Raw genomic sequence first — 22201 nt, 5'->3', positions numbered from 1 at the left:
TATTTACATTTAAATGGACAGGCCGAGTCTAAAGCGTTTGAATTTACATGTAGTTATAATCCAATTGGTAGAATTTAAGCCATTTAATTTAGTGATTCTAGATTTTGCATCAGGGCGCAAGTTCTGGAGCGCTAGGCCCATTAATAAAATTTTCCGTCATTAAACTTAAATAATGACTGTCCACACTGGATGCTGATTTGAGATAACTTAAGTTTCCTGAATAAGGTGTTACTTCAATACGGTGGTGGTTCCATAGAGTATAAATAAAACTGGTTAACACTACATTTGATAAGAGCAGCCCAAAGACAAGACACACCATCAGATTAAATCGTGCAGAGATTTGACTTAAGCGACTTTGATAACTTTTAAAATCCATTTTGACGCTCCTTACGCGACATAGACTCGATGATGTGATAAGGGTAGTTTGGGTAGAAAAAACTGGGTGAAAACGCTGGGCAAATACCAGTAAACCAGTACTAAAAGTACTTTGGGGCCTGCTCCTTTCTTCAAATAACGTAACCCACTGAATAAGCTCAGTCCAAGGAGACTAACTAGTGCTTTTTGATTTGAAATAATGAGCAACATCAAATTCAAGCCAACCACCACAAGCTCATCTATGGTTAACGTTAATACCCTCTTAGGCGCATCAATATGGTTTAAGAATTGATAATTTATGCTACTCATCATCTAGTCCTATTTAAAACACGAAAGTTTTTACGAGAAAGCCAGGAATAAAAGCAATAAGAAAGACACTTAGAAATACCTTGGGATTTTTTGTAGCTACTGCAGCACAGGTTGCTAAAACAATATCCACAAGAATAAATACCGTCCAAAATTTAGCATCAGAACCCAAAGTATCTTTGACATCACCATCTAGAGCTTTGACTAAGAGATCATTAGCCCATAAGCTTGATGAAAGAAGAAAACAGCATAAAGCGCTAATTCCTCTTTTTATGTTCTTAGTGAATCTATTTTGTGTACTCATTTTCTCCTCCCTAATTACGTACGAACGGTTTTTAAAAATTCTGGAACTTGTAATACTTTTCTTAAATAAATTTCCTCCCTGTTAATCTCCATATTTTGAGATGCTTTAAAGCCTAATCGAATCATATTTCCCCGAGGCCTAAGTACTTTTACCTCAATTGCACCATTATCAAGCATCACCTTTTGTCCAATTTTTCGCTCCAAAACCAACATGGTTGTCTCCCTTATTTTTGATTTAAAATTTCTTTACATTTTGTCAATTGCGCTAAAACGATTTCTTGTTTTGCGTGAACATGATCTTTTTCAACAACATAAAAGTTATTGCGCTTTTTAATTGCACGACAGCAGGCAATCATTTGTGGCAATGACGGAGGTAATTCGTAATATTCCCGACATTGCATGATGGCTTTATTGATAATGTGTTCGTTAAATCCACTTAAACCCTCTTGCCATTCTCTTTTGGCAAACTCTAAAAATCCTTCACTCTTAAATTGGCTCCTCCATAAATGGCCATAAAAAGCCGCAAACTTTGAAAACAAGATATCAATCAGTTTGCTTTGGTGATCAATTTTTGTGGAAGTAGACAATATTGTTTCTTTCTGGCTCATGATGTTCTTCGTCTGGATTCCAGAACATATCTTTTGTTGATTCATGTTGATGATTGTCCCGATGTTTTTCATGCTTCTTCTCCTGTGTTACTTCCATTAGTTCATCTTCCCAGCACCGTTGTGCTAACCAATTAGCGGGATATTTCCAAGGTGGTACCCATAGTCCACTTACTTTCATGGCTTCGATATGATTAATTTGATGTTGCAAAGACTCCATGAGCTGCCTAAATAACGTGGTATTAGGGTTTAATTGCTCAAAAGCTGCTTGGGCCTTTTGTTTGGATTTTTTTCTGGATAAAGCGACCAAAATTTTTCGAATTGCAATAATAAATAAATATAATAATTATTATCTTTATGAGGTATGGCGGCTTTTTGAGGTTCGGCTATGTCGGCTTTTAATGGCTCACACCCAGATAAACCAGTACTTTCAAGGAATTCTTCGGGCGGGTTTATGGCGGCTTTATTTTGGACAGAAAAATGCCGTGAAGCTAAGTTACATTTTAAAATTAATTGCATACCTTCGGATTGCATTTCAATAATACCAGCACGAACTAGTCCTGAAACAGCACGCCGTACTTGATCACGTGAAAACTCTGACTTTTAATACCCTGATGTGGTTCAACGTAAAGTTGTTCCGATATGGACTGATAGCTAATTCCTCGTTTTACACCTACTAATCCGGTTTTAACATCCATGTACGGCCTTATTCCTCTTAAGTAAGTTAGCTGTTGAATATGTGGCAACCCAGCTAATACAGCCAATTCTTCACTGTTCATTAAAAAATCCATTACCTACCTCAATCCGTGAAACGATTCGCTATTACTTGTTTCTGTGATATCTTTATTTTTAATAGAAATACGAATCCACTTATCGTGGAAATAATTCAATATAACACTTTTAGTGGATATTTCAATATCTATTTTCCACTTTTAGTTGGTTTTGGCTAATTAATATGAACATCAAAGATAAAATTGGACAAAGAATAAAAGAAGAGCGTGTAGCTAAAGGCCTTACACTGAAAGCTCTGGAAGAATTAACCGATGATTTAAAACAGACAAGAATTAGTAATTGGGAGCGTGGATATAGAACTCCTGGACCTGAAGAGATTAAACAACTAGCTCAAGCACTAGATGTCTCACCTGCCTATTTGATGTGCTTAACAGATGAAAAACAACCGAAGAAAAAACCAGGACTAAATGCATTAATTCCTTTACTAAATTTTCAACAAGCTTGTGAAGCGAAATTATTTATTCAAAGACTTAAAAATAATCAGAACGAACAGGAAGTAAGATATATTCCTGTTACTGCTGAATTTAATGCAAAACTTGAAGAATACTCATTTGCTTTAAAAATGAATGATGAAAGCATGCATCCTGAATTAAGACTAAATGACATATTAATTATTAATCCCAGTGCTAAATTACACCCAGGCAATCTCGTTGCAGTGCAATTAGAAGAAGACCAAGTCATCATCCGTCGTTATAAGCAGCTGACTTTCTCTAAAAAGACTAATTCATTTGAATTAAAAGCAGAAAATGATCATTGGGGTAATATTATAATTAATAAAATGTCTGATTGTTCTATCATTGGTATAGTGGTAGGAATAATTAGATATTTAACTGAGTGATAAATCCTAATCAAATAAAATTGTCCCATACTAAAGACATAATGAGCTTTACTTATTCTATTTTGTATTTTTATTTTTCAACATCAATTGATCTGCAACACTTTTTTTCAAGGGTTGAACTTTTTTTCCACGGTCAGTTTTCTAGCTTAAAGTCTACTTTTCGCAGTAATCAGACTTTATTTTATCTACAAGCGTACTCTCCACTTCCCTGCTTTAATGGGAGCTAATATCAGCAATACCATGAATTTCAACAGGGGATCGGTCAGGAAATTCAGCCATTAATTTTAATGAGCCACCCATTGCGGCAATATATTTACCTAAAGTTGAAATTAGCATATCTGATCGTTTTTCTAGTCTAGAAATTCCATCTTGTTTCATGTGCAAGATCGCCCCTAAATCCTCTTGAGTCTTCTCAAGAGCTAAACGTAAATCCCGCAAAGTCATTTCTTCGGCAATTAATTGATTAGCTCGCTTTTGAATAAGCTCCTGTCTCTCTTTCGAGAGAGAGTTCATTTTGTCATTAAGTGATCTAGTCATAATTCACCTCATTTTTTTATATTTGATAAATGCTTATCAAACCGTTGATCTGCTTTCTTAATTAAATCTTTATAAAAACGTTTTTCGCTCCCACCAGATTTATCACCACAAATAAGGAGAATCCCTTTCCGGGTAGGATCAAAAGCAAAAGCCAATCTCCATACCCCATTATCGGCGCTAAACCTAAGTTCTTTCATATTCGCATGTTTAGAACCCTTTAATGTATCTACGTGAGGTCGTCCTAATTCTGGGCCAAATTTCTCTAAAACTTTCAAATGAGCTAAACATTCGTTTTGAACCAACTCGTTAAGTTCATCGAATTCCAAATTAAAATCTTCTTGAAATATTATTTCCCAGTTCATTAGCAAATTATGGCATTAAATACATATGCTGTAAAGAACATATGTATTTAAATACATATTAAACGCGGCATTCAACTAAATGGCAATTATGTTTTTAAGATGGCTGGTCTTCATCAATAGCTTCTAGAACTGCAAAATTCCGCACCGCTCGTTTCGGTCGTAAAAGTGAAAAAAATGTAATTGATGAGCAACTTACCTTACAATTTGATGAAGCCATTCCTACACAAGAGCCCATTCAAGAAGAAGACACAAAGCCTGCAACTGAAACGATAACCTATACGCGCAATAAAAAGGGAACAGGCAGAAAACCATTACCCAAATCATTACCTTACATTGAAACCATTCATGACTTAAGTGATACAGAAAAACAATGTTCTTGTGGTTGCACCTTAACCCATATCCGCGATGAAATCACGGAACAGTTGGACGTAGTACCCCAAATGACTTTTCGTGTGGTTCATATTCGCAAGCAATATGGGGATAAAAATATTCCGTAGCGCTTGCGGACTTTGTTTCACTGCTTCTAAATATAGTTCTTCATAGAATGAACTTACTTTTTCTCCTTCCTTAGGCTTGGGGATATATTTCACTGATTCACCATTTAGTTTTACAGCGGCCATATAAATTTCTTTATGCTCATCACTAGGCTCTTCTTCTGGTATAGGAATATCTTTTATTGAAAAAGGATTTGTTTTTATGGCCTCTAAGTAACTCGCTAATGCTTCTTGACTAATCTTCATTTTAATACTCCTGGTTGGTGATTAAATTTACTCTCTATGTAAATTTTATCGATTCGGTATTAAAGAAGACTTATGGTCCTTTGAAGAAAATTCATTGCTTTTCCTATTGGGATATAATTTTTTTTGTGGGGAGAAAAATATGGCTGTTGTAATAGCAAAGCCCATGAAGTTATGGGCTTTATTATAATGTGCCAACGCACGAATGGACTTTGTAACTACTTATTTTGAATACGAAATATCGATTTTAAGCTAGGTCATATTAGTCAAAATCTGGAATCATAGTTTTAAAGCAGAAGCAATTCATGGGGAACGATTTGCAACGCGTTCAATTGCTAAAAATTATGTATTTGAATACATCAAAATCTATTACAATAGAAAACGACTTCATTCAATGATAGGTTATAAATCGCCTGAGGTATTTGAGGCTAAAAAAGGTCGCTTAGCAATGTGTCCGTTTTTTCGGAGCAAGATCACAATGATCTTATTCAAAATCTTCACAAACGAATCTTGGATTATCTCTGGACAGCTCATCACAATGCAGATTTAATGTATAACGTGCGTTAGGTTCTTTGTATATTTTACCGGCTGTGGAAACCAGAGGGCTGTAGGCGATTTTTAAAATAAAATGACCTAGTTGCACACGTATTCTGACTTACCCGTATATGTTTATCGAGGTATTCCATTTTTATTTATTGCTAATTCTATTTCCTCATTCTCAATTACGCTTATTTTAATATTCAATATTTATAATTTTAATAAGAAACTTAGAATTTGTGAGGGTTATTATGGTCCACAAGAAAATACAACATGAAGAATCGGCTTATTTTGTATTTACTATGCAATCTGCCAAGGGTATGGAAGAATTGCATAAAAATTTTGCTCATAAATTATCTCGGGAGGATAAGAATGTTGGGCTTTCTTTAACAGTAGCGTGGTCGGGTGAATCAATAAATGTACCTGTTCGACCCTATCAAAAAAACAATATTGGTTTTATTTGTGACCCACGTGGAATAAAAGTACCACAAGCTGATTTAATCGCAAAAGAGTCATTGGGAATGCTTCAGCGCGAAGAATATAGACAGGAAAAATTAAAAGATAATGTTCCTACAAAAAAAACTCAGTTTAAACATCCGACACAACAATTAACTACTGATTTAACCCGACATCACTATTCAGAAGATGAAACACTTATTAAAACTCCAAAAGGGAGTGTTACAAGTTGGGCTAATAATATCCTAGATAAGTACTTTAAGCATAAAGACAATGCCAATTCAAAAAAAGACTATTTTTTGGTTCAAAATCCTAAAACTATGCGCTTGAATGAAGGAATAACCTTTCAAAAAGAGAATAAAGAAGGATTTAAACCAATATCTGCGCCTATGATATATAAAAATGCCACTGGCAAGGAAGCTAACGAGCTATTAAATTTTATAAATAATCATCCAGATTATAATTATTTGTTTTTATATGATGAAGAGGCGGAGAAGAATATTCTAAGATATGTGAGTATAGAAGAAGCAAAAAAAATGCTCGGCAACATGACTAACAAAACTGCAAAAGAAGATTTAAAAAATGAATTTTTTACAGTGTTCAATAATGCTGCTCCCTATAAACGTAATTTTTTTGAGCTTGATAAGTTCGATGAAAATGAAATTAAATCCAATAAGGATGCAGAGGTAGAAATGCATGCTCGAGAAGATTTAAAAAATCTTCAGCAAGAAATTAAACAAACAAAATGGGAGGTGAGCCTTTTCGGAGGAGTAAGGGTAAAATTTATCACAGATGGAAAAATTGATAAAACCCAGAAAGTTCCTGAAGGAGTGAATAAAATACTTCATTTAATCCAGGAAGCAACGGATAACCAAGAAAAAAACCCCTATGCTTGGAGAAACGCACAAAAAGAAATTGCGAAACTAATGGCTATGAGTGAGATGAACAATCATTTCCTCAGATATCAAAGTACGCAGAAGAAATATACAGAGTGGAAGGCAAAATATAATGAAATTTTAAAAAATAAAACAGTAGAGGCTGATATTGATGAGAAAATTTCTCTGAAATAACTTTAATAAGTCCGCACTACTAACCATTATTTGCAATGGATCGACTTTAATCTGGCATTATGTCAATTTGCATGGGGAATATATATTGAAGAGCAGGATATGTTGTTCGATATGGACAAAATATTAGCACTAAAAGTGGCTTAACTATCTCATTGCCAGTTTGGGCTGGATATACGGACGCGACACGAAGTCGCTTGAAGAATTGCTCTTATTCATAAGGACTTAGGAAGGACTCGACTAAAACCCTGATTTGGACTAATCCCTAAATGACTGCCGATTTTCGAAAGAGTATAATCACCCAATAGTCCCCTTGACCTGCTCCCATAATTCATCGGGGATTTGCCTGCGCTTTGTTCGTGTGGCTCGCCAGTGTCTAAAGGCTTGTTTGACAGTTTCTAGTTTATTGATGCCATTTATCATTAAGTCGCCTTCTAAAATCATTGAGGCTATAGGCTAAACAAAAGCTCAATCTTTAGTCACGCACGCTTACCAAAAACTCAGATATATTCCAAATTGTCAAATCATATGTGATTTTTGATTTGATGCTCTTTTCTGACTTGAAAACGGTTTTAATAAAAAGGAGGTCTCTAATGGTCGCTTGAGCGAAAAAATAAAAATTTTTAAGGATGAGTTTGACAAAGTTAAAGCTTCAAAAGATTATGAGAGGTATCAGTAAAAATGGATTTTGAGAAAGTAAAGATCTAACTAATTACGCAATCTAAGGAGCGCTTAATTGTGTGTAGCAAATTTGTAACAAACTGTAGTATAACCATAGTTGTTTCAAGCAGTTTTAGGCAGTAGTTGCTAATTTTGTTACATCGCAACCTGCTGATTTTATTAAACAATTTTCTTGATCAATGTGGCTACGAACCAGGGGGTCGGAGGTTCGAATCCTTCCGGGCGCGCCATTAAATCAAAGTACTTACGTGTGTTTTACGAAAATTGAAAAAAGGGTATATAGCAAATTTGTAACACTTTTCGCTGCCATGGATTAAGGAATTGGATATTCTCTGCGAAAATTATAAACGGGAACGGCACCAAGTCATATGTAGACTTATTCGAAGCAAGCGCCGTCCCTGTGAAAAGGCATATCAAAATCAAGGCTGAGGCTACACCTTATGATCCCTGTTTCATTGAGTAATTTGAAAAGCGTAAACGCTACCTAAAAGCTACCAGAACAGGTTCGAAACAACCAGCCATGATAAAATAGGCGCCAGATGAATAGGATAGCTGGGTCAACCGAAGTTGGCTTTGAAAAGGCTTGAGCGTAGTGAGGCGAAAGTTTCACGCTACGTTCTTATGGGACGGGATCTCAGTAATGGGATCCTGTTACCTACCTAATATGATCAATCGTAATACCATCGCGCTGTAAAGTGCGGCGTATCACGGGAAGAAAGTCTATCAAGAAGATGCGTGGATCTCGTGGCATTGCCGGAACTTGGTTTACAGAAGAAGCTGTCTGGAGCCCTTGTTCATAGCGATGTAATGGGCTCTCTTTATCTAATCCTTCATGGGGTCGAAGATGATAATATTTGGTAATAGCGACCGCTAGCCAACGCTCTAGTTCCTCAAGGGTTATACTGGCTGTCTTGTCGCTGTCATAATCGCCACATCAGGTTGGATTAGAGAACGTTGTGCCTGGCAAGGCGTGAACAAGCTGCATCAAAGTACCAATGACCCGTTCAATGATTCCGCCAAAATGTGGCTGCCCTGGAGGCCTCCATTCGATAGCAATGCTATGTTGAGCACAGCCCCGTTCAAATGCAGTGGAATGAAATTCTGAAGCGTTATCAACACCAAGACGGCGTGGTTTTCCCATAATTGGCCAATGCGCCTTGATATCACGCTCTTGCAACCATAACGCTTTATCCGTTGCAACCATAGCTAGGCAAAGACCTACGCTAGTCGCTGATGCTGCCTCAAGCGAAAGGTGAAATCCAGCAATACAACGACTAAAGACGTCAATAGCTACGGTTATCCATGGACGACCTATCGGCAACCGATCAATTGGATCTACTATGATTAGATCTACTGACGTATGATCCATTTGTAGCCAGTCAAGTGGGGTGTTGGCTATGGGTGTGGCACCGTAAATTGGCTTGGTTTCAGGGTACCTTTCTCCTCGCTGACTTCGTTCAGCCAAAGACAACCTGAGTAAGCGACGACGAATAGTGCTTTCAGATGGCGGGATTAATCCATCTTTTAAAGACTGGCTACGGATTGCACGTACTAAATCAGCAGCTGATCGTTTCTGAGAGGTAATAAAAAAATCGCCTATCAGACGATGGATCAATGTATCGCAAGGCATAGACAATCGCGGTTTTCCACGCCCGCCATTAGAGTTGACAGGCAACAAAGTCGTGAGTTCACCATCAAATTCGCGTAGCCGTTGAATCAACCTATATATTTGCCGCTCGGACAATCCCAATTCAGCAGCAGCTTCACGTGCTTTTTCGCGAGGACAATGTTTCTGGTCAATTAATGGACGTAGAACTATTGCACGACGATTCGCTTCATTCCATTCCTGCTCCGCGATTTGCGAAAGATCTGCCATAAAGTCCTTTATCCTTGCAACGTGCTGACATGGGGTTTGAATACTGTTGACATTGACTATGACATTTTAAATTTTTCCGATCAAGTAAATACTGGGTTCTCAGTAATCACTGCTGACATCGACTTAGAAAAATGACAATAAGCTCGTCCAGCAGTTCTCCAGCTTCGTTCTAAACATTTTTTCGCGACAAAACCTTTTATTATATTAACGAGCAAGTTTTATTCTCCTTCTCAAAAAAATCTATATCGGAAGAAGGCGTTACTATAACTTCATTTCTTAGAATATTTGCCGTTTTTTCCTTGTTTTTTTTATTAAAATCATTGACGACTTTAATAGTATTTTTTTGAAGCTCACAGCCAAATACCTCTAAATAACATAAGGAAGGCATCTTTAGTATTTTTAAAGTACTTTCATCAGATACCTTATTAAAATCAACAAGTAAAAGTTTTAAATTTGGGAGTTTCATAAGAACATCGATAGTGGCATCTGTTATTTCCGTATAAGATAAATCGAGAGCTTCCAATTTACATCCTTCAGCCTGTAGTGTTGTGAATACCGTATCAGTTATTTTATTTCCACGAATATTGAGACTTTGTAAATCAGAATTAGTAAATAACTCCTTCACCACATTATCCGTGATGAATGTTTTAGCTAACCCTAAGCCCTTGGCTCTTAATTTTGCAATAGCAAGTCCCCCTTTTTCTAACAAAGGGTTACTTGATAAATCAAGAGTAAAATCAGTTCGTTCTTCCAGTTTCTTTGCAATTGCAACAACCTCTATACAATTTATGTCAGAATCTTGCAACGCAATACTGGTTTCCAAGAGCTGGTTATCAAATCTAGAATAGGTCATCATTCTCTCCATCTTTAGTTAATTAATTCATTTTAAATTTTCTGATGTCTTCTACTTCTTCGTCATCTTCTACTAGCTCCTTTTTCCCGTTATTTTCTTTTCCTATTAACAACATAAAATCTTTTTTAAATTTGGAAAAACTGAATCCTTCATCTTTTTTATTTCTTGCTACCAAAGTCATATCTTTGATCTGTTCGCTAATTTTATCTTGTAAACAACGATCCTCTGTTGCTATTTTTCTAAAGTTTTGAAGTCCATCTTTTACAAATTCTTGCTTTAGTAAGTCCACAAGCTCATCATATTCATTTTTCTTTATATCTTGGCTACCCATTAACTGAATAGTGCGACCAAGCTGCCCTGATGGATCTATTTGATTAGCCAACGCTATTTGATCTTCTAAAAAATTACGTTTCCATACTTGAGTTTCATAAATAACTATTGGAGAACGAGATAATGCTTCGCTATAGGATTGGTCTCCGGTAGCCCCACTAAATTCACCTGAAATTTTTCTTAAGGCTATCGATTGTTCTAACGAAACTCGACCTGTGTGAACTATACGATAAGTAGAGCCATCCCTCCCATTATCAAAGAGAGTCTCTGGTTCATTTGGGGCATCAACATAGACTATTTTTGCGAACCCTTTTTCTTTAAGAATTTCCATATTGGTTATGAGGGCTTGCTTATCATTTTTTGCTGATTCGCCAAGTACTATTAAATCAGTATCTTTATCTGAATTAACATATCGTGTATGAATACCGACAACCTTTTCCGCGTTATTGTGGCTATAATGCATTGCTACTTCATGGCTTGATAGATAACTCGATAAATTAGCTTCATCAGCTGCCCCATATAATAACTTACCAACAGCTCCTAAAGTTTGAGAAACTGTTTGAACTTGCCCCTGATCCTTTTTGTTAAAATTCTTTATTTCCTGATTGACGAAGATCCCCTTCCCTTCGGTAACACCAGTTGCCTGAATTGAGACATTTTTAAAACCCTGGTCTGTAAATAGTTCTTTTATTTGCTCTAATGATTTTTGAGGAAAACCGTATTCAGAAATTAATAATATTTTAGTATTAAAATCGATTTTTTTCTTAAGACTGAGTATATCCTGTACACAACCTGGCATTACAACTGGACCAACAATAACCATATCTAATTTATTTTTGTTGTCTTTTATATAATCATCTAAATGTTTTACTGGATAGCTATTATTTTTATTAAAGTCATTAAGTTTTTCATCCTTAGCAAGTTGCATGCCTTTGGCACATGCTTCTTTACCTCGTTTTTTAGGTATTGTACAAACATCTATCTTATTATTCGGATATTGTGATGCGATATTTGCTGCCAATTTGCAACCAAAAGTGAGATCACCATTATTATCAACATATTCAGAGAATATTAAAATTCGTTTAGAAAACTGAATATCATTTGGTAATTTTGCGTGCATTTTAACCACCTCCAAATACAAGAAATATTTTCTAATTCCTTATATTTCATTGTAAAAGTGGCAAATTACGCTGACCTTACAGGGTTATGAATGTTTGGATTAGGGGTTATGCCGAAGAACCTCCAAAAAGTGGGATTTCAAGTTTAGGCAAATAACGTGCGCAATATCATTGCCATCATGATATAAAATTTGTCATCCCATAGAGTTTGCTTCGGACGTGGCTGATTTCCAAAAATATTGCTTCAAATGTTTTTCCATTGCGTCAACCATCGTTGTAATATCAATATTGCCATTACTTTTCTTAAAACTGTATTTACCCGTGAAGGCAATGTGCGCCCAAGCAATAGGTGATATTCGAAGAAATTCATCAATAATCTCTTGGTTAACGCTCTCTTCGAGCATTTTCTCATAAATGGTATTCAAAATAATACCATTGTGGGCAATGATACAATTTGCAAGGAGTCTTACCGCATGTGCACTGACTCTATTGTTTACTACTTTTCTTCCTTTAAAAACTCCGCGATATATTTTCCTAATGAGACTCTGTAACTGATGATAGGCCTCAGTTCGATTGCGTGCTGCGCGTATAGCTTGCCTTAACGACATGTTATCTATCAAATTCAGTATGTGCGTGCTTTAACAAAATTCAGACTGCTGTATTAATTTATTATTCGCAAGGGTTTCATTTTTAACTTCTTTTTCCAATGTTAATATATTACTTTCTATTTGAGTAATATTAGCTTTTACTTTTTTATAAACATCTAAAATAACGCTCCCAAGCCTTTTGCAATTTGCATGGTGCATTGTAATTTCATTAATTCTGTTTTGATAATCAGAAGAATTAGTTAACACATGGTAAATTTTACTTGCCAGTGTAGTGTCTAAAATTTGTTTATTAGCGCTCCTAGCCTCAATTATAATTACCATTAACATCCCAATAATGTGATCGGTTAAATAAAATCCATTTCTTTTTATATCTGAAGTAACATCAAATTCAACTTGCTTGTTTTGATAAAATAATTCCTCCAGGATTGTTTGGTATTTTAAGCAGCCACTTCCAAAATTATAATATTTCTCAATAAGCTCATTATTTAACCAAAAAAAACCGTTTAAAGGAGAAAGCCATTTATATTCATCTTTAAAAAGTGAATATAAATTATTAAATGAATCTTTATGAATTTTTTCCATTGGATACCTCCTTTGATTAGATATGAGAAACCTCGTTATTACAGAAAAAAAGAAAAGGATATTTTGCAATATTTATTAGATAAGCTAAACAAAAAGGACGTAAATATAAGTGACATTCATTTTTTATCCAAATTAATTGGTGATTTTAATTAATAATTTTAAAATTAATTATTATAATAATGAAAATTGTGTCGTAAATTGTGACATAACTGTGACAGTACTCGGCTGTTTTATACCGTTTTTGGCGGTTTTTTACGATTTTGATGCATCGTAAGGTATTGATTATTAAAGATTTTAAATAACGAGAAGAAGGCTACGAACCAGGGGGTCGGAGGTTCGAATCCTTCCGGGCGCGCCATTTTTGATTCAATAAACGAATCACATGAAAACGATCAGCAACAATCATTGCATTGGGAAAGTAACGCCTAATTAACTTGCGGTAACTGGAGCTTAAGTCAATACAGACTACCTGTACCTTATCTTTTCCTTCTAGTGCGTTTAGATAGCCTTCTAAATCCTTTTCTGAACGACCCTCAACCACATCAAATATTTTATGTTTGGCCAAATCACAAAACGTTGTGGCATAACCCACTTTCCTATTAAATGAATGCTCATCCAGGCCAAGAACTCTTGGGCAAGGACGATTTAATATCTTTTTATGACGAAGCTCATAACCGTAATGATACCAGCGCTCTACAGTCGATTTACCCAGCTTTAAATCACGAGCCAAATCCTTTTGACTCACTCCTTTGCTATGGTAGTGAAACACCTGTTTACGCAAACTCTCGCTGGCTCTTTGATATTTACCTATCCCCGGAAATCGTTGATTAAAATAGCGACCGCACGCAGGACAATAATACTTATGAGCCTTGATACACAAGTAACTGCGACGCAATCCAATCGACTCATGGCGGATTCGCCTTATGAAACTGTCTTTTTTACGTAACTTCTTATTACCACAATGAACGCATCGAACAATACAACGATAAGTGACTTCGATATAAACCGGGTTCTCTCCACTCACCTTTTTAATAGAATATCCCGGCAAATTTAGGATACAATCTTTCTTAGGCATTTTAATCCTCCTTTTGACCGTCAAATCAAAGGGTTAGTCTAGACTAACTTGATTAAAATGCCCCCTTTGTTGGGGTAGAGCCGTTTAATGATCGACAGACACCTGAATGTTTGATAAAATTTTCCTGTACAAGAGGCGCATAACCCAGTGGTAGAGTGCTGTTCTTACTTTACAGAAGCCGCTCGGTTCGATTCCAGCTGCGCCCACCATAAACAAGCTTAGTTATTATCTACTAAAGTTATCTTGCTCTTCCCTGACATTGTAGAAAAATGAACCGCAATCGAACTAGTAGATAAAATAATAAGTATTATGGATACATCTAAGAGACTATCATTTCTTATTAATGTACCCAGATAACTACCCGCGGCAAAAAAACCTATCATTAGCAAGCTTCGGATTGAAGAGGCAGCACCTCTCTGCTCTTCATAGCATTGTAACGCTCTTGATGAGCTTGCTCCCCATAATAAAGCCGCACAAAAAAGATAAAATCCAAATGCCAATGAGGTAAGAATCGGGTTATAAATGCCCGTAAAATGAAATCCTAGTAATATTGCTCCACTAAAGGTTGATAATTTAGTGCCAATACTAAGAAGTCTATCAATTCCCAATTTATTCAGCAGACGAGACGCTAATGTTGTGCCCATAATGAAAAAAGATGCGCTTAACGCCATTAAAAAACCAACTTTATCAGCAGATAAATGCATTGTATTTTCATATAAAAATGGAGCCATAGTTAAGAAACACCATTGGCCGCATGCTAATAGAGCAAATAAAGAAACATAACTTACAAATAATTTATTCGTTAAAATCTTTGAATATTGTTTTATAGCATGTTTCGTTGAACCCATTTTTTTTGTCGTTAAGCGGCTCTGTGGTAGCGCGGATAGCCCTATCAAGATAATGCCAGTAATGAACGCAATAAAATAAAAATCGCCCTTCCAGTGAAAGTAATTTGTGATTTGTCCACCTAGTGCTGGAGCAATCATTGGTCCTAGAGCAATAATACTTCCTATCCAGGACATAATTCCGGCACTTTTATCTTTAGGGTACATGTCTTGAATCAAAGCCCATCCAACTACAGGAGCAACAACACCTCCAATACCTTGTATTATTCTACCCAATAAAAATGTATAAATATTAGTAGGTAAAATACAAATTATTGTGCCTGAAAAAAATAAATACATTCCCATTGAAAAAGATTTTTTTCTTCCAATGTTATCGGATAAGGGACCCCAAAAAAGTGTGGAAAGTATTTGTCCACCTAAAAACAATGATATTGAAAGCTGAGCCTTAGAGTTGTCTACAGCAAAATACTCCGCTATTTGCGGCATACTAGGCAAAAAAATATCACTCGTCATTAAGGTTATTAATGATGAGGATATGATTACAAAAAGAGAGAGCTTCTTATTCACAATATACTCCATGTACAATTCTGCAAAGAGAATTAGTTAATTGGTGCACCAGCGTTTCAGAACTGGATAAAGAGGTTCAATCTGGCGTTTCTTAACTAATTGTACTAATGCCCTAGTTTGTTCCTTAATAACAGGATGATCTGTAATTTTATCGATGATGCGAGTGATAATAATCAAAGTACTCTCGCAAATAAATTCGTCTCTGCTGAGTACTGCCATACAAAAATCAAACATAGAGTCTATTGAGTTTAATTTAGCAGTAAATACTAGCTCTAACTTTTGATTTTGCCCAATATCGAGATTATTACACAAATCTAATACATCCCTAATATGCATCTCTTTAGTAATAAAACTAATAATATTTCTATAAGAATTGAAATCAATCTGTTTACTTATAAACCATTTATGTATTTCATGCAATCTATTAATTTTTAATTCATTTTCTTCATTATTTAAATCGGTAGTTTTGCACCTGAAATGTTGTTTTAAAAAATACCAATAAAAAACATACGTCTTATTAATTGTAATTTTAATGAAATTTTCATAGTCAGAAATATTGTCATTTTCAGGATAAAATTGAGATAAATCACAGTCGATTCTTTTATTAGAAGTTAACGAAATTTCCTCACAAATTTTAACAACATCATCGGTACCCAAAAGAATTTTCAGCACTTTAAGCATGTTATGGCCCCCAGCAGCGAGCTCACAATATGATTTATTCCTGGGTGATAACTATTTAATTGAAGGATCCAATGTGTTTAATTCAGAGACAATTTGAGCCCATTGATTATGATTGTCTATTTTCTTAATATCTAAAATACTATTATTGTCTTTATAAAATTTAATGACTCTTGCATCTATATTAAGGTTCGTTTTTTCCAAATAGCTTGAATCCAGGATGAATTCGTCATTATTCTTGATTAATATGTTAATAAAATTCCTTAATGAACTTTCTCCACAATCTGAGAAAGTTATTGTTGTATCGCTGTTTGGAGTGCACGTTGTAGTGATACAAAGTGGAGGGAAAAAGCGGCCAAATACCTCACTATAAAATAAATCATGGGATAAAGAGCAAAATTTTTCATCAGATATTGTATGTTTAAAAACTCCTGGGCTGTGGTCTTTTAAAATCGAAATATACTGATAGACTCCCTCTGGAGTTCCACCTACTTTTAACCATAAGACACAAGGTCCGGTGGGACTAGCAAAAATCAAAGATTTTTGCCCGGAAAAATAAGAAGTTAAAATCTGAGAACACACCTCAAAAGCACTTATCGCTTGTAATCTGCAAGAAGTAATAAGAGACATGGTTCTGGCAACGAAGTCAGAACCATAATCCGAGCGAGTTCCAAAATATTTTTTTCGCCAAATAACAGCGGGCCTCAATAGGCCTTTTGGCTTAAACCACTCTGTTCCCAACCCTTTATATGATCTTGCCAAATTTTATGAGGTCGTGACTGTATTTTCATTGCTTTGCTCCCGTTGGTTCAATGGAAGCAATTATCTACAGCTTATTTGAGATGGTCTAGGTGGTGTTAATTAGGTGCTTACAAAATTTTCCATTCCTGCGCGATCTAACGCCCTTCTCCGTGTTTTAATATTACATTGCCGAATATGTATGTGGTCCAACGATTACTAGGAATCAATGAGAGGTTTTATCTCTTCGACAATGATTAATTACACTATCCCAATCAAGAACTAAAGATGAATATAGGTTTCACAGTTTAATTCCATATTTTTTAAAGTTTCAGGTAAATCTTTATCCTGTATTTTTATTGTTGAAGATGAATTTGCAAAATTCCTAGGGAAAATAGCTAAACATTTTTTTACTGAGGACATTTTGGAAGGATATAAAATTCCTTCTACTCCGGATGAATAAACTAATTGTCCAAAAATTTGTGAGTTAGCTGGTATGTCCACCTGTGCAGGTAAATTTCTCCACTCATTCAGTAAAATACTATTCTTTAATTCGTCGAATGATTTAACATGATAAAGAACTGGAATATTTAATCTTTGAGCTTCTTTTTCAAGTTCTTTAGATAACTTTATATCTTTTATTACTTGATAAAAGTCCAATAATGTATTTTCTTTGGTAAGATCTACGATTAATACTATTAAAGAGGGCGTTTTAACTTTTTTGAGTGCTTTTGTATCTTTTCCTAAATATTTAGCAAAAATTTTGTTATATAGGACATCAAATACACAAGCTAATGAGGTTGAGGAGTCAAACAGTGCAATTGATAATACAGAAAAAAAATTTCATCAATCTAGAGATGATTCGCATTTACCCAATGAGGTATACCTTTTAAATAAAAATTCATATAAGCTCGTCAATGATACTCTAGCCAACACAAAAATAGGATTTTCAAAATCTAAAGATGATTCGCACCTAGATTTATCGTTAATCAATTTAAAAAAATTAGAAAGTTGTAAAAATAAAACGGAAAAAAATTTGAAGCGGTCAGTTATAGGAGAAGAAATAAATGATCATTCTAAATTGAAAGAACAAAACTCCCTAAGTTTTTATAAAAACAATTTATTTTGATTTATGAATAATGCTGTTTTGTTTAATTGCACTTATCTCTTAAGGTTAATACATATTGATCCAGTGTTGAGGTAGTTTCCTTAATTTTTGGTAACATTCTTAATTGCGATTATAAATTTGGGCAGTTAAGATCGTAATCTTAAATTGGTAGCTATTAAATGAGAAGAGAATTTTCAAAAGAGTTTAATAAAGATAAAATCAAACATGATTTAGCTAGAAGTATAATGTATAAAGATCAAGTGAAAGTCTATTGGATACCCAAAGATTTTAAAAACAGAATGGAAGATGTGGAACAATTACTAAAAGATGAAACAATCTCCAGATACCAACACTAATCAATTCCAAATATTCCTATCTTTCCAGTCTAAAGGAAATCCCATTAAAACGGGATTTATTTTATGATCATTTATTAAAGTAATTAATCTTCTTTTGAAATGATTATTAGGGCTTATTAAATTCAGAATATAAAGCATTAACACCAAGGTATTGTATATATTTTACGAATAGAAGATGTGTCACTATTAAAATTGCTAACTAAATCAGCCGGCTTGGATTGCGGTATTTTCATCGTCTTGGTCATCTTTTTATTCCAAACACGACTATGATGCGCACATAAATTACGAGCATAAGATAAATGCTCAATGAAGCTAACAAGCACCTGATAATCAACATGGTATGTTTCTGCTATTTTATTACGTGGTTGCGTAGGTTTCATACATTTTAACCATCTTGATAATAATCCAAAGGACTGAACTTCACAGATAGCCCATATTGGAGGTGCAATATTATTTTTTTTAAAATGAGAAATAAAAAGTTCATCGCTACGCTTGATTTCCTTTTCTAAAGCAATTAAATTTTGAGTATGCCAAAACGAATTATTACTTAAATTACAATCCATATAGGCATATGCTCCATGATACTGAGATAAATGGTATGCCCACTGAGTCCTAACTGAAACCTCAATACGCTCAATGCCGTCCAAAAGTAATAAACGCAATTCACGATCAAAAATATATAGATTTAAAATATCAGAAAATTTTGTATCACTTTTAAAGTTGTTTGAAGAATCATCCTCATAAAATGGAAGCCAATAACCTGATAAACGATAATAATTTAAATGTTGGAGGTAGTGTTCCGCAGCATCATCAATAATTAAACCGCGATCAGACAGTAATTCTAATTGTTCTTGGATAGTAAGGAATGGCTGAGTAAATTCCATTTTTACCTTCTTATAAAAAAGTAACCCGTCGGTTTGAGGATACTCAATTGAGCATAGCCTTGACGGGTTTTCTTAGCACTATTATCGTTCATTTTTAAAAATTTCACAAGGCGTTTTTATCACGTAATTCCATTTTGCCTAGAATCTACATGTAGCAAAATTGTAACCAACTGTAGTATAACCATAGTTGTTCCAAGCAGTTTTAGGCAGCAGTTGCTAATTTTGTTACATCACAACACGCTGATTTTATTAAATAATTTTCTTGATCACGTGGCTACGAACCAGGGGGTCGGAGGTTCGAATCCTTCCGGGCGCGCCATTAAATCAAGGTCTATTCCGAATTTGCCGTTACAAATTATACCGGAGACATAGGTAACACTTTAGACCCAAAAGGATTAGGTAAATTTAATAATTTTATAAATTTTTCTATTTGGGTTTCATCGTCATTTAAATCTCTAATAGCTTGAGCAATGACGGGTTTTATTTGGTGATTTTCATAATGAGGCTATCTTTTTTTAGCATCAAGATAAAACTCATGAATGACTTCTCTAGCTCTAATTATTTCAGGGCTAGCCCATCTCTCATCAATTCTTAGTAAATAGCTTAATCGAGATTGTATGTGATACATTAACAGAGCAAGGTTTCCTTGATTCATCAGATGAGTCAAAGGAAGTGCTTGAATTTTAATAATTTGACTAGCTTATGTTTTGACTTCGAACTACTTGTAGTTCAAATTTGATCTGATCATAGTCGTTTTAGGGAGCAATGAACCACAGAAAATCGACGATTTCTCGCCGGCTTGAGAAACACTGAACAGGCTGTAAAAATGTGGGTGTTTACAGCTAAACCCCAGCTATTGTCATTCATGACATACTGTGATCTTTATTCTATGAAACTTCGATTTCTTTTTTCTCAAATTCTTGTTTAATCGCTTCTTGCAATCGATTTTTAACTGCATTTGCTTTATGAGTATGAGTCCAAAACTTTAAGCCTAAATCAATAGAAAAGTCGGAAAAGTCGCTTATAGTTACTTCAGGAGAAGGTTTTTCCATAATCTCTTTATCTTTATTTGCCAAATCCAGAAGAATTGTTTTGATAGATTTGATATCGACTGTATAGGAAACCGGAAACTTGATCTCCACTGCTCTTTCAAGTTCTTCAATATGATCTATATCGATCATCATGTTGAATTGCCAAATAATAATTTATATTGAAATCATTTTAATATCTTATTAATTATCTAAAAGTATTAGTTACATTCTTCAATTAAGAATAAGTAATTTTCATTTACAGATACCTTTACAGGAGCAATTTAAAAAAGTACTAAAGCAGCGTCTTGAAAATCCTCATGTCGCTTCAGCGAATCTTAGAGGAAACCTTAAAGAATGTTATAAAATAAAACTGCGCCAATCTGGATATCGATTGGTTTATCATGTTAATGATAATAAATTGAAATAATTTTTATAACCTCCCTTATAATAAAGGGCTAGAGACCTGAATGAGATGTGCTGACACTTTCTCAATGACGAATCTTTATTTACCTAATAATAGCGTTTACAAAAGGATTGCCGCGCCATCTCTATATCAAAATACCCCCCGCAATAACTACGCTACATTGATGCTACTTATTGCTACACATTGCACCTTAAAATAAAATGCTCGCACAAATTCGTTTTTTAATACTTTCCTATATTATATAAAATTATTATAAATAAGGAACTCTTTACAAAAAAAGACCAGCACATAACGATCATCAAAAATTCCCAACCATACTCATTTTCTGGCTCGAAGCACTAATGACTTATCGGCTTTTACAACTCAAACATATCGCCAGTGATTTTATCTTAAAAACAGTTCTTACCAGAAATTTGACCTGAAGAGGCTAGGATATTCATTTTGTATTGGAAGAGACTGTTCCTGTAATTAAACCCCAATATTGACTATAATTTAAATATTAAGAAAATGCGTGATATAGATGTGGGGATGAATGATGCAAGAACGTGAGCATAATTCTAGCACAAAAAATACAGATGAGAATAAAAATTCAGGGTTTCTTGCTAATATAGTGAAAAAGATCTTTGAGTTACTTTTATCAATTTTTGGCTTAAAAATGGGTGATGGGCCACCACCAACAAATAAAGAAGTAGCCGACCATATTAATAATCAAAAAAATTTGGGGGATCATTTAGAAAAAAACGCGAGCAAACTAAGCACTATCAATACCTTACTGGGTATACCAGGGGCAAGTTCTCTGGCAGAAAAACAAGCGAAAAGCGCGCTTAAGCCTTATTTAGATAGCCCTGAAGTGCGAGATGCACTGAATGATCAACTTAATGGTCCGCAAGGGGATAAGATTCGAAATGAATTGGCGAAATATCCGAATATTTGTAAATTGATAAATAATGTCGCACAAAATACAAAAAGTGAGGATCTGGCTCAAAAAGCCACACAGAATTTTGTAGCACAAGATAAAAATCAGGTTGCTAATGTAATGAGCTCACCTCCAGATAGCGCTATTTCTCCTCAGGACACAGGGAGTCAGAATATTCAAAAGATAAAAATGGAAAAACCCCCTGATAAGGACGATACAAAAATATCTGAGGAACAACAAGAACAACAACAAAGTATCCGTGGAATAAGTGGAGTTCATTAAATATGGCGTGTGTAATCGGGTCGAAAATTTTAAACAAAGTTCAGGTCAGCCGTATTGAGGTCGTAGTTATGCCCAACACATCTCATTCAGGTCTCTAGCCCTTTATTATAAGGGGGGTTATAAAAATTATTTCGCACTGTTTTGGATATTTTTCTATGAAAATGGCGATAAATTTAAGATACTTTTCATCTTAATTACTCATATCGTTGTACTAAAAAAATGAAGATCAAAAAGCACCTGAGTTGCAAACCGCTTGACCGATTATCTGTCAGCCCGACAAGAAGCATATACTTCCGTTAATGCCAGAAGTAATTAAAAATACAGATGGTACAGA

At 34.8% G+C, this 22201-nt stretch carries 27 protein-coding genes and 3 pseudogenes; 8 read left to right on the top strand and 22 right to left on the bottom strand.

From position 1 onward, the window contains the following. Positions 1 to 109: 109 nt before the first annotated feature. From Lgra_RS01160 to Lgra_RS01135, 6 genes and pseudogenes are all read right to left on the bottom strand, one after another. On the bottom strand, positions 110 to 376 hold the full coding sequence (locus Lgra_RS01160; RefSeq protein ID WP_238584319.1) for a type IV conjugative transfer system protein TraE: 267 nt from the start codon (positions 374 to 376) through the stop codon (positions 110 to 112). 11 nt (positions 377 to 387) lie between these two features. After that, on the bottom strand, positions 388 to 684 hold the full coding sequence (gene traL / locus Lgra_RS01155; RefSeq protein WP_058497462.1) for a type IV conjugative transfer system protein TraL: 297 nt from the start codon (positions 682 to 684) through the stop codon (positions 388 to 390). 13 nt (positions 685 to 697) lie between these two features. Continuing rightward, entirely contained in the window at positions 698 to 985 is a 288-nt protein-coding gene (locus tag Lgra_RS01150; protein WP_058497461.1) for a hypothetical protein, read from the bottom strand. 14 nt (positions 986 to 999) lie between these two features. Next, complete coding sequence (locus tag Lgra_RS01145; protein WP_058497460.1) at positions 1000 to 1197, bottom strand: carbon storage regulator; 198 nt, start codon at positions 1195 to 1197, stop codon at positions 1000 to 1002. A gap of 11 nt (positions 1198 to 1208) precedes the next feature. Next, on the bottom strand, positions 1209 to 1592 hold the full coding sequence (locus Lgra_RS01140; RefSeq protein WP_238584318.1) for a Vir protein: 384 nt from the start codon (positions 1590 to 1592) through the stop codon (positions 1209 to 1211). Beyond that, a pseudogene (locus Lgra_RS01135) lies at positions 1549 to 2380 on the bottom strand (hypothetical protein). Before Lgra_RS01135 ends, Lgra_RS01140 begins: the two are co-directional and overlap by 44 nt. 164 nt (positions 2381 to 2544) lie before the next feature. On the opposite strand from Lgra_RS01135, the gene Lgra_RS01130 reads away from it, so the two are divergent. Next, on the top strand, positions 2545 to 3219 hold the full coding sequence (locus tag Lgra_RS01130) for a helix-turn-helix domain-containing protein (RefSeq protein WP_058497458.1): 675 nt from the start codon (positions 2545 to 2547) through the stop codon (positions 3217 to 3219). A gap of 213 nt (positions 3220 to 3432) precedes the next feature. Here the strand turns inward: Lgra_RS01130 and Lgra_RS01125 are convergent, their stop codons facing one another. After that, positions 3433 to 3756, bottom strand: a complete 324-nt coding sequence (locus Lgra_RS01125) for a helix-turn-helix domain-containing protein (RefSeq protein WP_058497457.1) — start codon at positions 3754 to 3756, stop codon at positions 3433 to 3435. 8 nt (positions 3757 to 3764) lie between these two features. Continuing rightward, entirely contained in the window at positions 3765 to 4118 is a 354-nt protein-coding gene (locus tag Lgra_RS01120; RefSeq protein WP_058497456.1) for a type II toxin-antitoxin system RelE/ParE family toxin, read from the bottom strand. 116 nt (positions 4119 to 4234) lie between these two features. On the opposite strand from Lgra_RS01120, the gene Lgra_RS17335 reads away from it, so the two are divergent. Then, positions 4235 to 4615, top strand: coding sequence for an IS66 family transposase (locus Lgra_RS17335; protein WP_274519559.1), 381 nt, complete (start codon positions 4235 to 4237; stop codon positions 4613 to 4615). Here Lgra_RS17335 and Lgra_RS01115 read toward each other — a convergent pair. Then, positions 4508 to 4858: a DUF4116 domain-containing protein gene (locus tag Lgra_RS01115; RefSeq protein ID WP_058497455.1), complete on the bottom strand. Its 351-nt coding sequence runs from the start codon at positions 4856 to 4858 to the stop codon at positions 4508 to 4510. The genes Lgra_RS17335 and Lgra_RS01115 overlap by 108 nt on opposite strands. Positions 4859 to 5114: 256 nt before the next feature. Here Lgra_RS01115 and Lgra_RS18565 point away from each other — a divergent pair. Both Lgra_RS18565 and Lgra_RS01110 read left to right on the top strand, forming a co-directional pair. Beyond that, positions 5115 to 5276, top strand: a pseudogene (locus Lgra_RS18565) (IS3 family transposase); the annotation flags it as partial. Positions 5277 to 5712: 436 nt separating this feature from the next. After that, positions 5713 to 6918, top strand: coding sequence for a hypothetical protein (locus Lgra_RS01110; protein WP_131743529.1), 1206 nt, complete (start codon positions 5713 to 5715; stop codon positions 6916 to 6918). 294 nt (positions 6919 to 7212) lie between these two features. On the opposite strand, the gene Lgra_RS18430 is transcribed toward Lgra_RS01110, so the two are convergent. The 11 genes and pseudogenes from Lgra_RS18430 to Lgra_RS01050 all read right to left on the bottom strand — a co-directional run bounded on the left by Lgra_RS18430 (position 7213) and on the right by Lgra_RS01050 (position 17526). Beyond that, entirely contained in the window at positions 7213 to 7338 is a 126-nt protein-coding gene (locus tag Lgra_RS18430; protein WP_274519557.1) for a hypothetical protein, read from the bottom strand. Positions 7339 to 8530: 1192 nt separating this feature from the next. Beyond that, on the bottom strand, positions 8531 to 9472 hold the full coding sequence (locus Lgra_RS01100) for an integrase catalytic domain-containing protein (protein WP_058497453.1): 942 nt from the start codon (positions 9470 to 9472) through the stop codon (positions 8531 to 8533). 199 nt (positions 9473 to 9671) lie between these two features. Then, complete coding sequence (locus tag Lgra_RS01095) at positions 9672 to 10325, bottom strand: leucine-rich repeat domain-containing protein (RefSeq protein WP_058497452.1); 654 nt, start codon at positions 10323 to 10325, stop codon at positions 9672 to 9674. Between the two features lie 22 nt (positions 10326 to 10347). Continuing rightward, positions 10348 to 11775: a hypothetical protein gene (locus Lgra_RS01090; protein ID WP_058497451.1), complete on the bottom strand. Its 1428-nt coding sequence runs from the start codon at positions 11773 to 11775 to the stop codon at positions 10348 to 10350. Positions 11776 to 11967: 192 nt separating this feature from the next. Then, on the bottom strand, positions 11968 to 12399 hold the full coding sequence (locus tag Lgra_RS01085) for a Tn3 family transposase (protein ID WP_338011207.1): 432 nt from the start codon (positions 12397 to 12399) through the stop codon (positions 11968 to 11970). A gap of 12 nt (positions 12400 to 12411) precedes the next feature. After that, positions 12412 to 12963: a hypothetical protein gene (locus tag Lgra_RS01080; protein WP_058497449.1), complete on the bottom strand. Its 552-nt coding sequence runs from the start codon at positions 12961 to 12963 to the stop codon at positions 12412 to 12414. A gap of 361 nt (positions 12964 to 13324) precedes the next feature. Further along, positions 13325 to 14038 (bottom strand): annotated as a pseudogene (locus tag Lgra_RS01075) (ISL3 family transposase); the annotation flags it as partial. A 218-nt stretch (positions 14039 to 14256) separates the two neighbouring features. After that, positions 14257 to 15450: a multidrug effflux MFS transporter gene (locus tag Lgra_RS01065; RefSeq protein ID WP_058497448.1), complete on the bottom strand. Its 1194-nt coding sequence runs from the start codon at positions 15448 to 15450 to the stop codon at positions 14257 to 14259. 36 nt (positions 15451 to 15486) lie between these two features. Next, positions 15487 to 16131, bottom strand: a complete 645-nt coding sequence (locus Lgra_RS01060; RefSeq protein ID WP_058497447.1) for a hypothetical protein — start codon at positions 16129 to 16131, stop codon at positions 15487 to 15489. Positions 16132 to 16182: 51 nt separating this feature from the next. Further along, the gene (locus Lgra_RS01055) at positions 16183 to 16890 is read right to left on the bottom strand and encodes a hypothetical protein (RefSeq protein ID WP_058497446.1); all 708 of its coding nucleotides are present in this window, start codon (positions 16888 to 16890) and stop codon (positions 16183 to 16185) included. Positions 16891 to 17148: 258 nt separating this feature from the next. After that, entirely contained in the window at positions 17149 to 17526 is a 378-nt protein-coding gene (locus Lgra_RS01050) for an RES family NAD+ phosphorylase (RefSeq protein ID WP_058497445.1), read from the bottom strand. 13 nt (positions 17527 to 17539) lie between these two features. On the opposite strand from Lgra_RS01050, the gene Lgra_RS01045 reads away from it, so the two are divergent. Continuing rightward, positions 17540 to 17995 carry a hypothetical protein gene (locus Lgra_RS01045; protein ID WP_058497444.1) on the top strand — a complete coding sequence of 152 codons (456 nt, stop codon included), beginning with the start codon at positions 17540 to 17542 and terminating at the stop codon, positions 17993 to 17995. Between the two features lie 158 nt (positions 17996 to 18153). Further along, entirely contained in the window at positions 18154 to 18330 is a 177-nt protein-coding gene (locus Lgra_RS17685; protein WP_157068241.1) for a hypothetical protein, read from the top strand. Between the two features lie 137 nt (positions 18331 to 18467). On the opposite strand, the gene Lgra_RS01040 is transcribed toward Lgra_RS17685, so the two are convergent. Both Lgra_RS01040 and Lgra_RS01035 read right to left on the bottom strand, forming a co-directional pair. After that, positions 18468 to 19214 carry an Abi family protein gene (locus tag Lgra_RS01040; RefSeq protein WP_202967159.1) on the bottom strand — a complete coding sequence of 249 codons (747 nt, stop codon included), beginning with the start codon at positions 19212 to 19214 and terminating at the stop codon, positions 18468 to 18470. 887 nt (positions 19215 to 20101) lie between these two features. Further along, complete coding sequence (locus Lgra_RS01035) at positions 20102 to 20398, bottom strand: mechanosensitive ion channel domain-containing protein (protein WP_058497443.1); 297 nt, start codon at positions 20396 to 20398, stop codon at positions 20102 to 20104. 64 nt (positions 20399 to 20462) lie between these two features. Between Lgra_RS01035 and Lgra_RS17325 the strand changes: the two genes are divergently transcribed. Further along, positions 20463 to 20672, top strand: coding sequence for a type II toxin-antitoxin system RelE/ParE family toxin (locus Lgra_RS17325; protein ID WP_083502833.1), 210 nt, complete (start codon positions 20463 to 20465; stop codon positions 20670 to 20672). A 529-nt stretch (positions 20673 to 21201) separates the two neighbouring features. After that, positions 21202 to 21867 carry a hypothetical protein gene (locus tag Lgra_RS01030; protein ID WP_131743528.1) on the top strand — a complete coding sequence of 222 codons (666 nt, stop codon included), beginning with the start codon at positions 21202 to 21204 and terminating at the stop codon, positions 21865 to 21867. The last annotated feature ends 334 nt before the right edge of the window (positions 21868 to 22201 follow it).

The sequence above is a fragment of the Legionella gratiana genome (assembly GCF_001467695.1).
GTDB lineage: Bacteria > Pseudomonadota > Gammaproteobacteria > Legionellales > Legionellaceae > Legionella > Legionella gratiana.
Note: the sequence above shows the minus strand (reverse complement) of the source record. Positions and strands in the feature narration are given on the sequence as shown.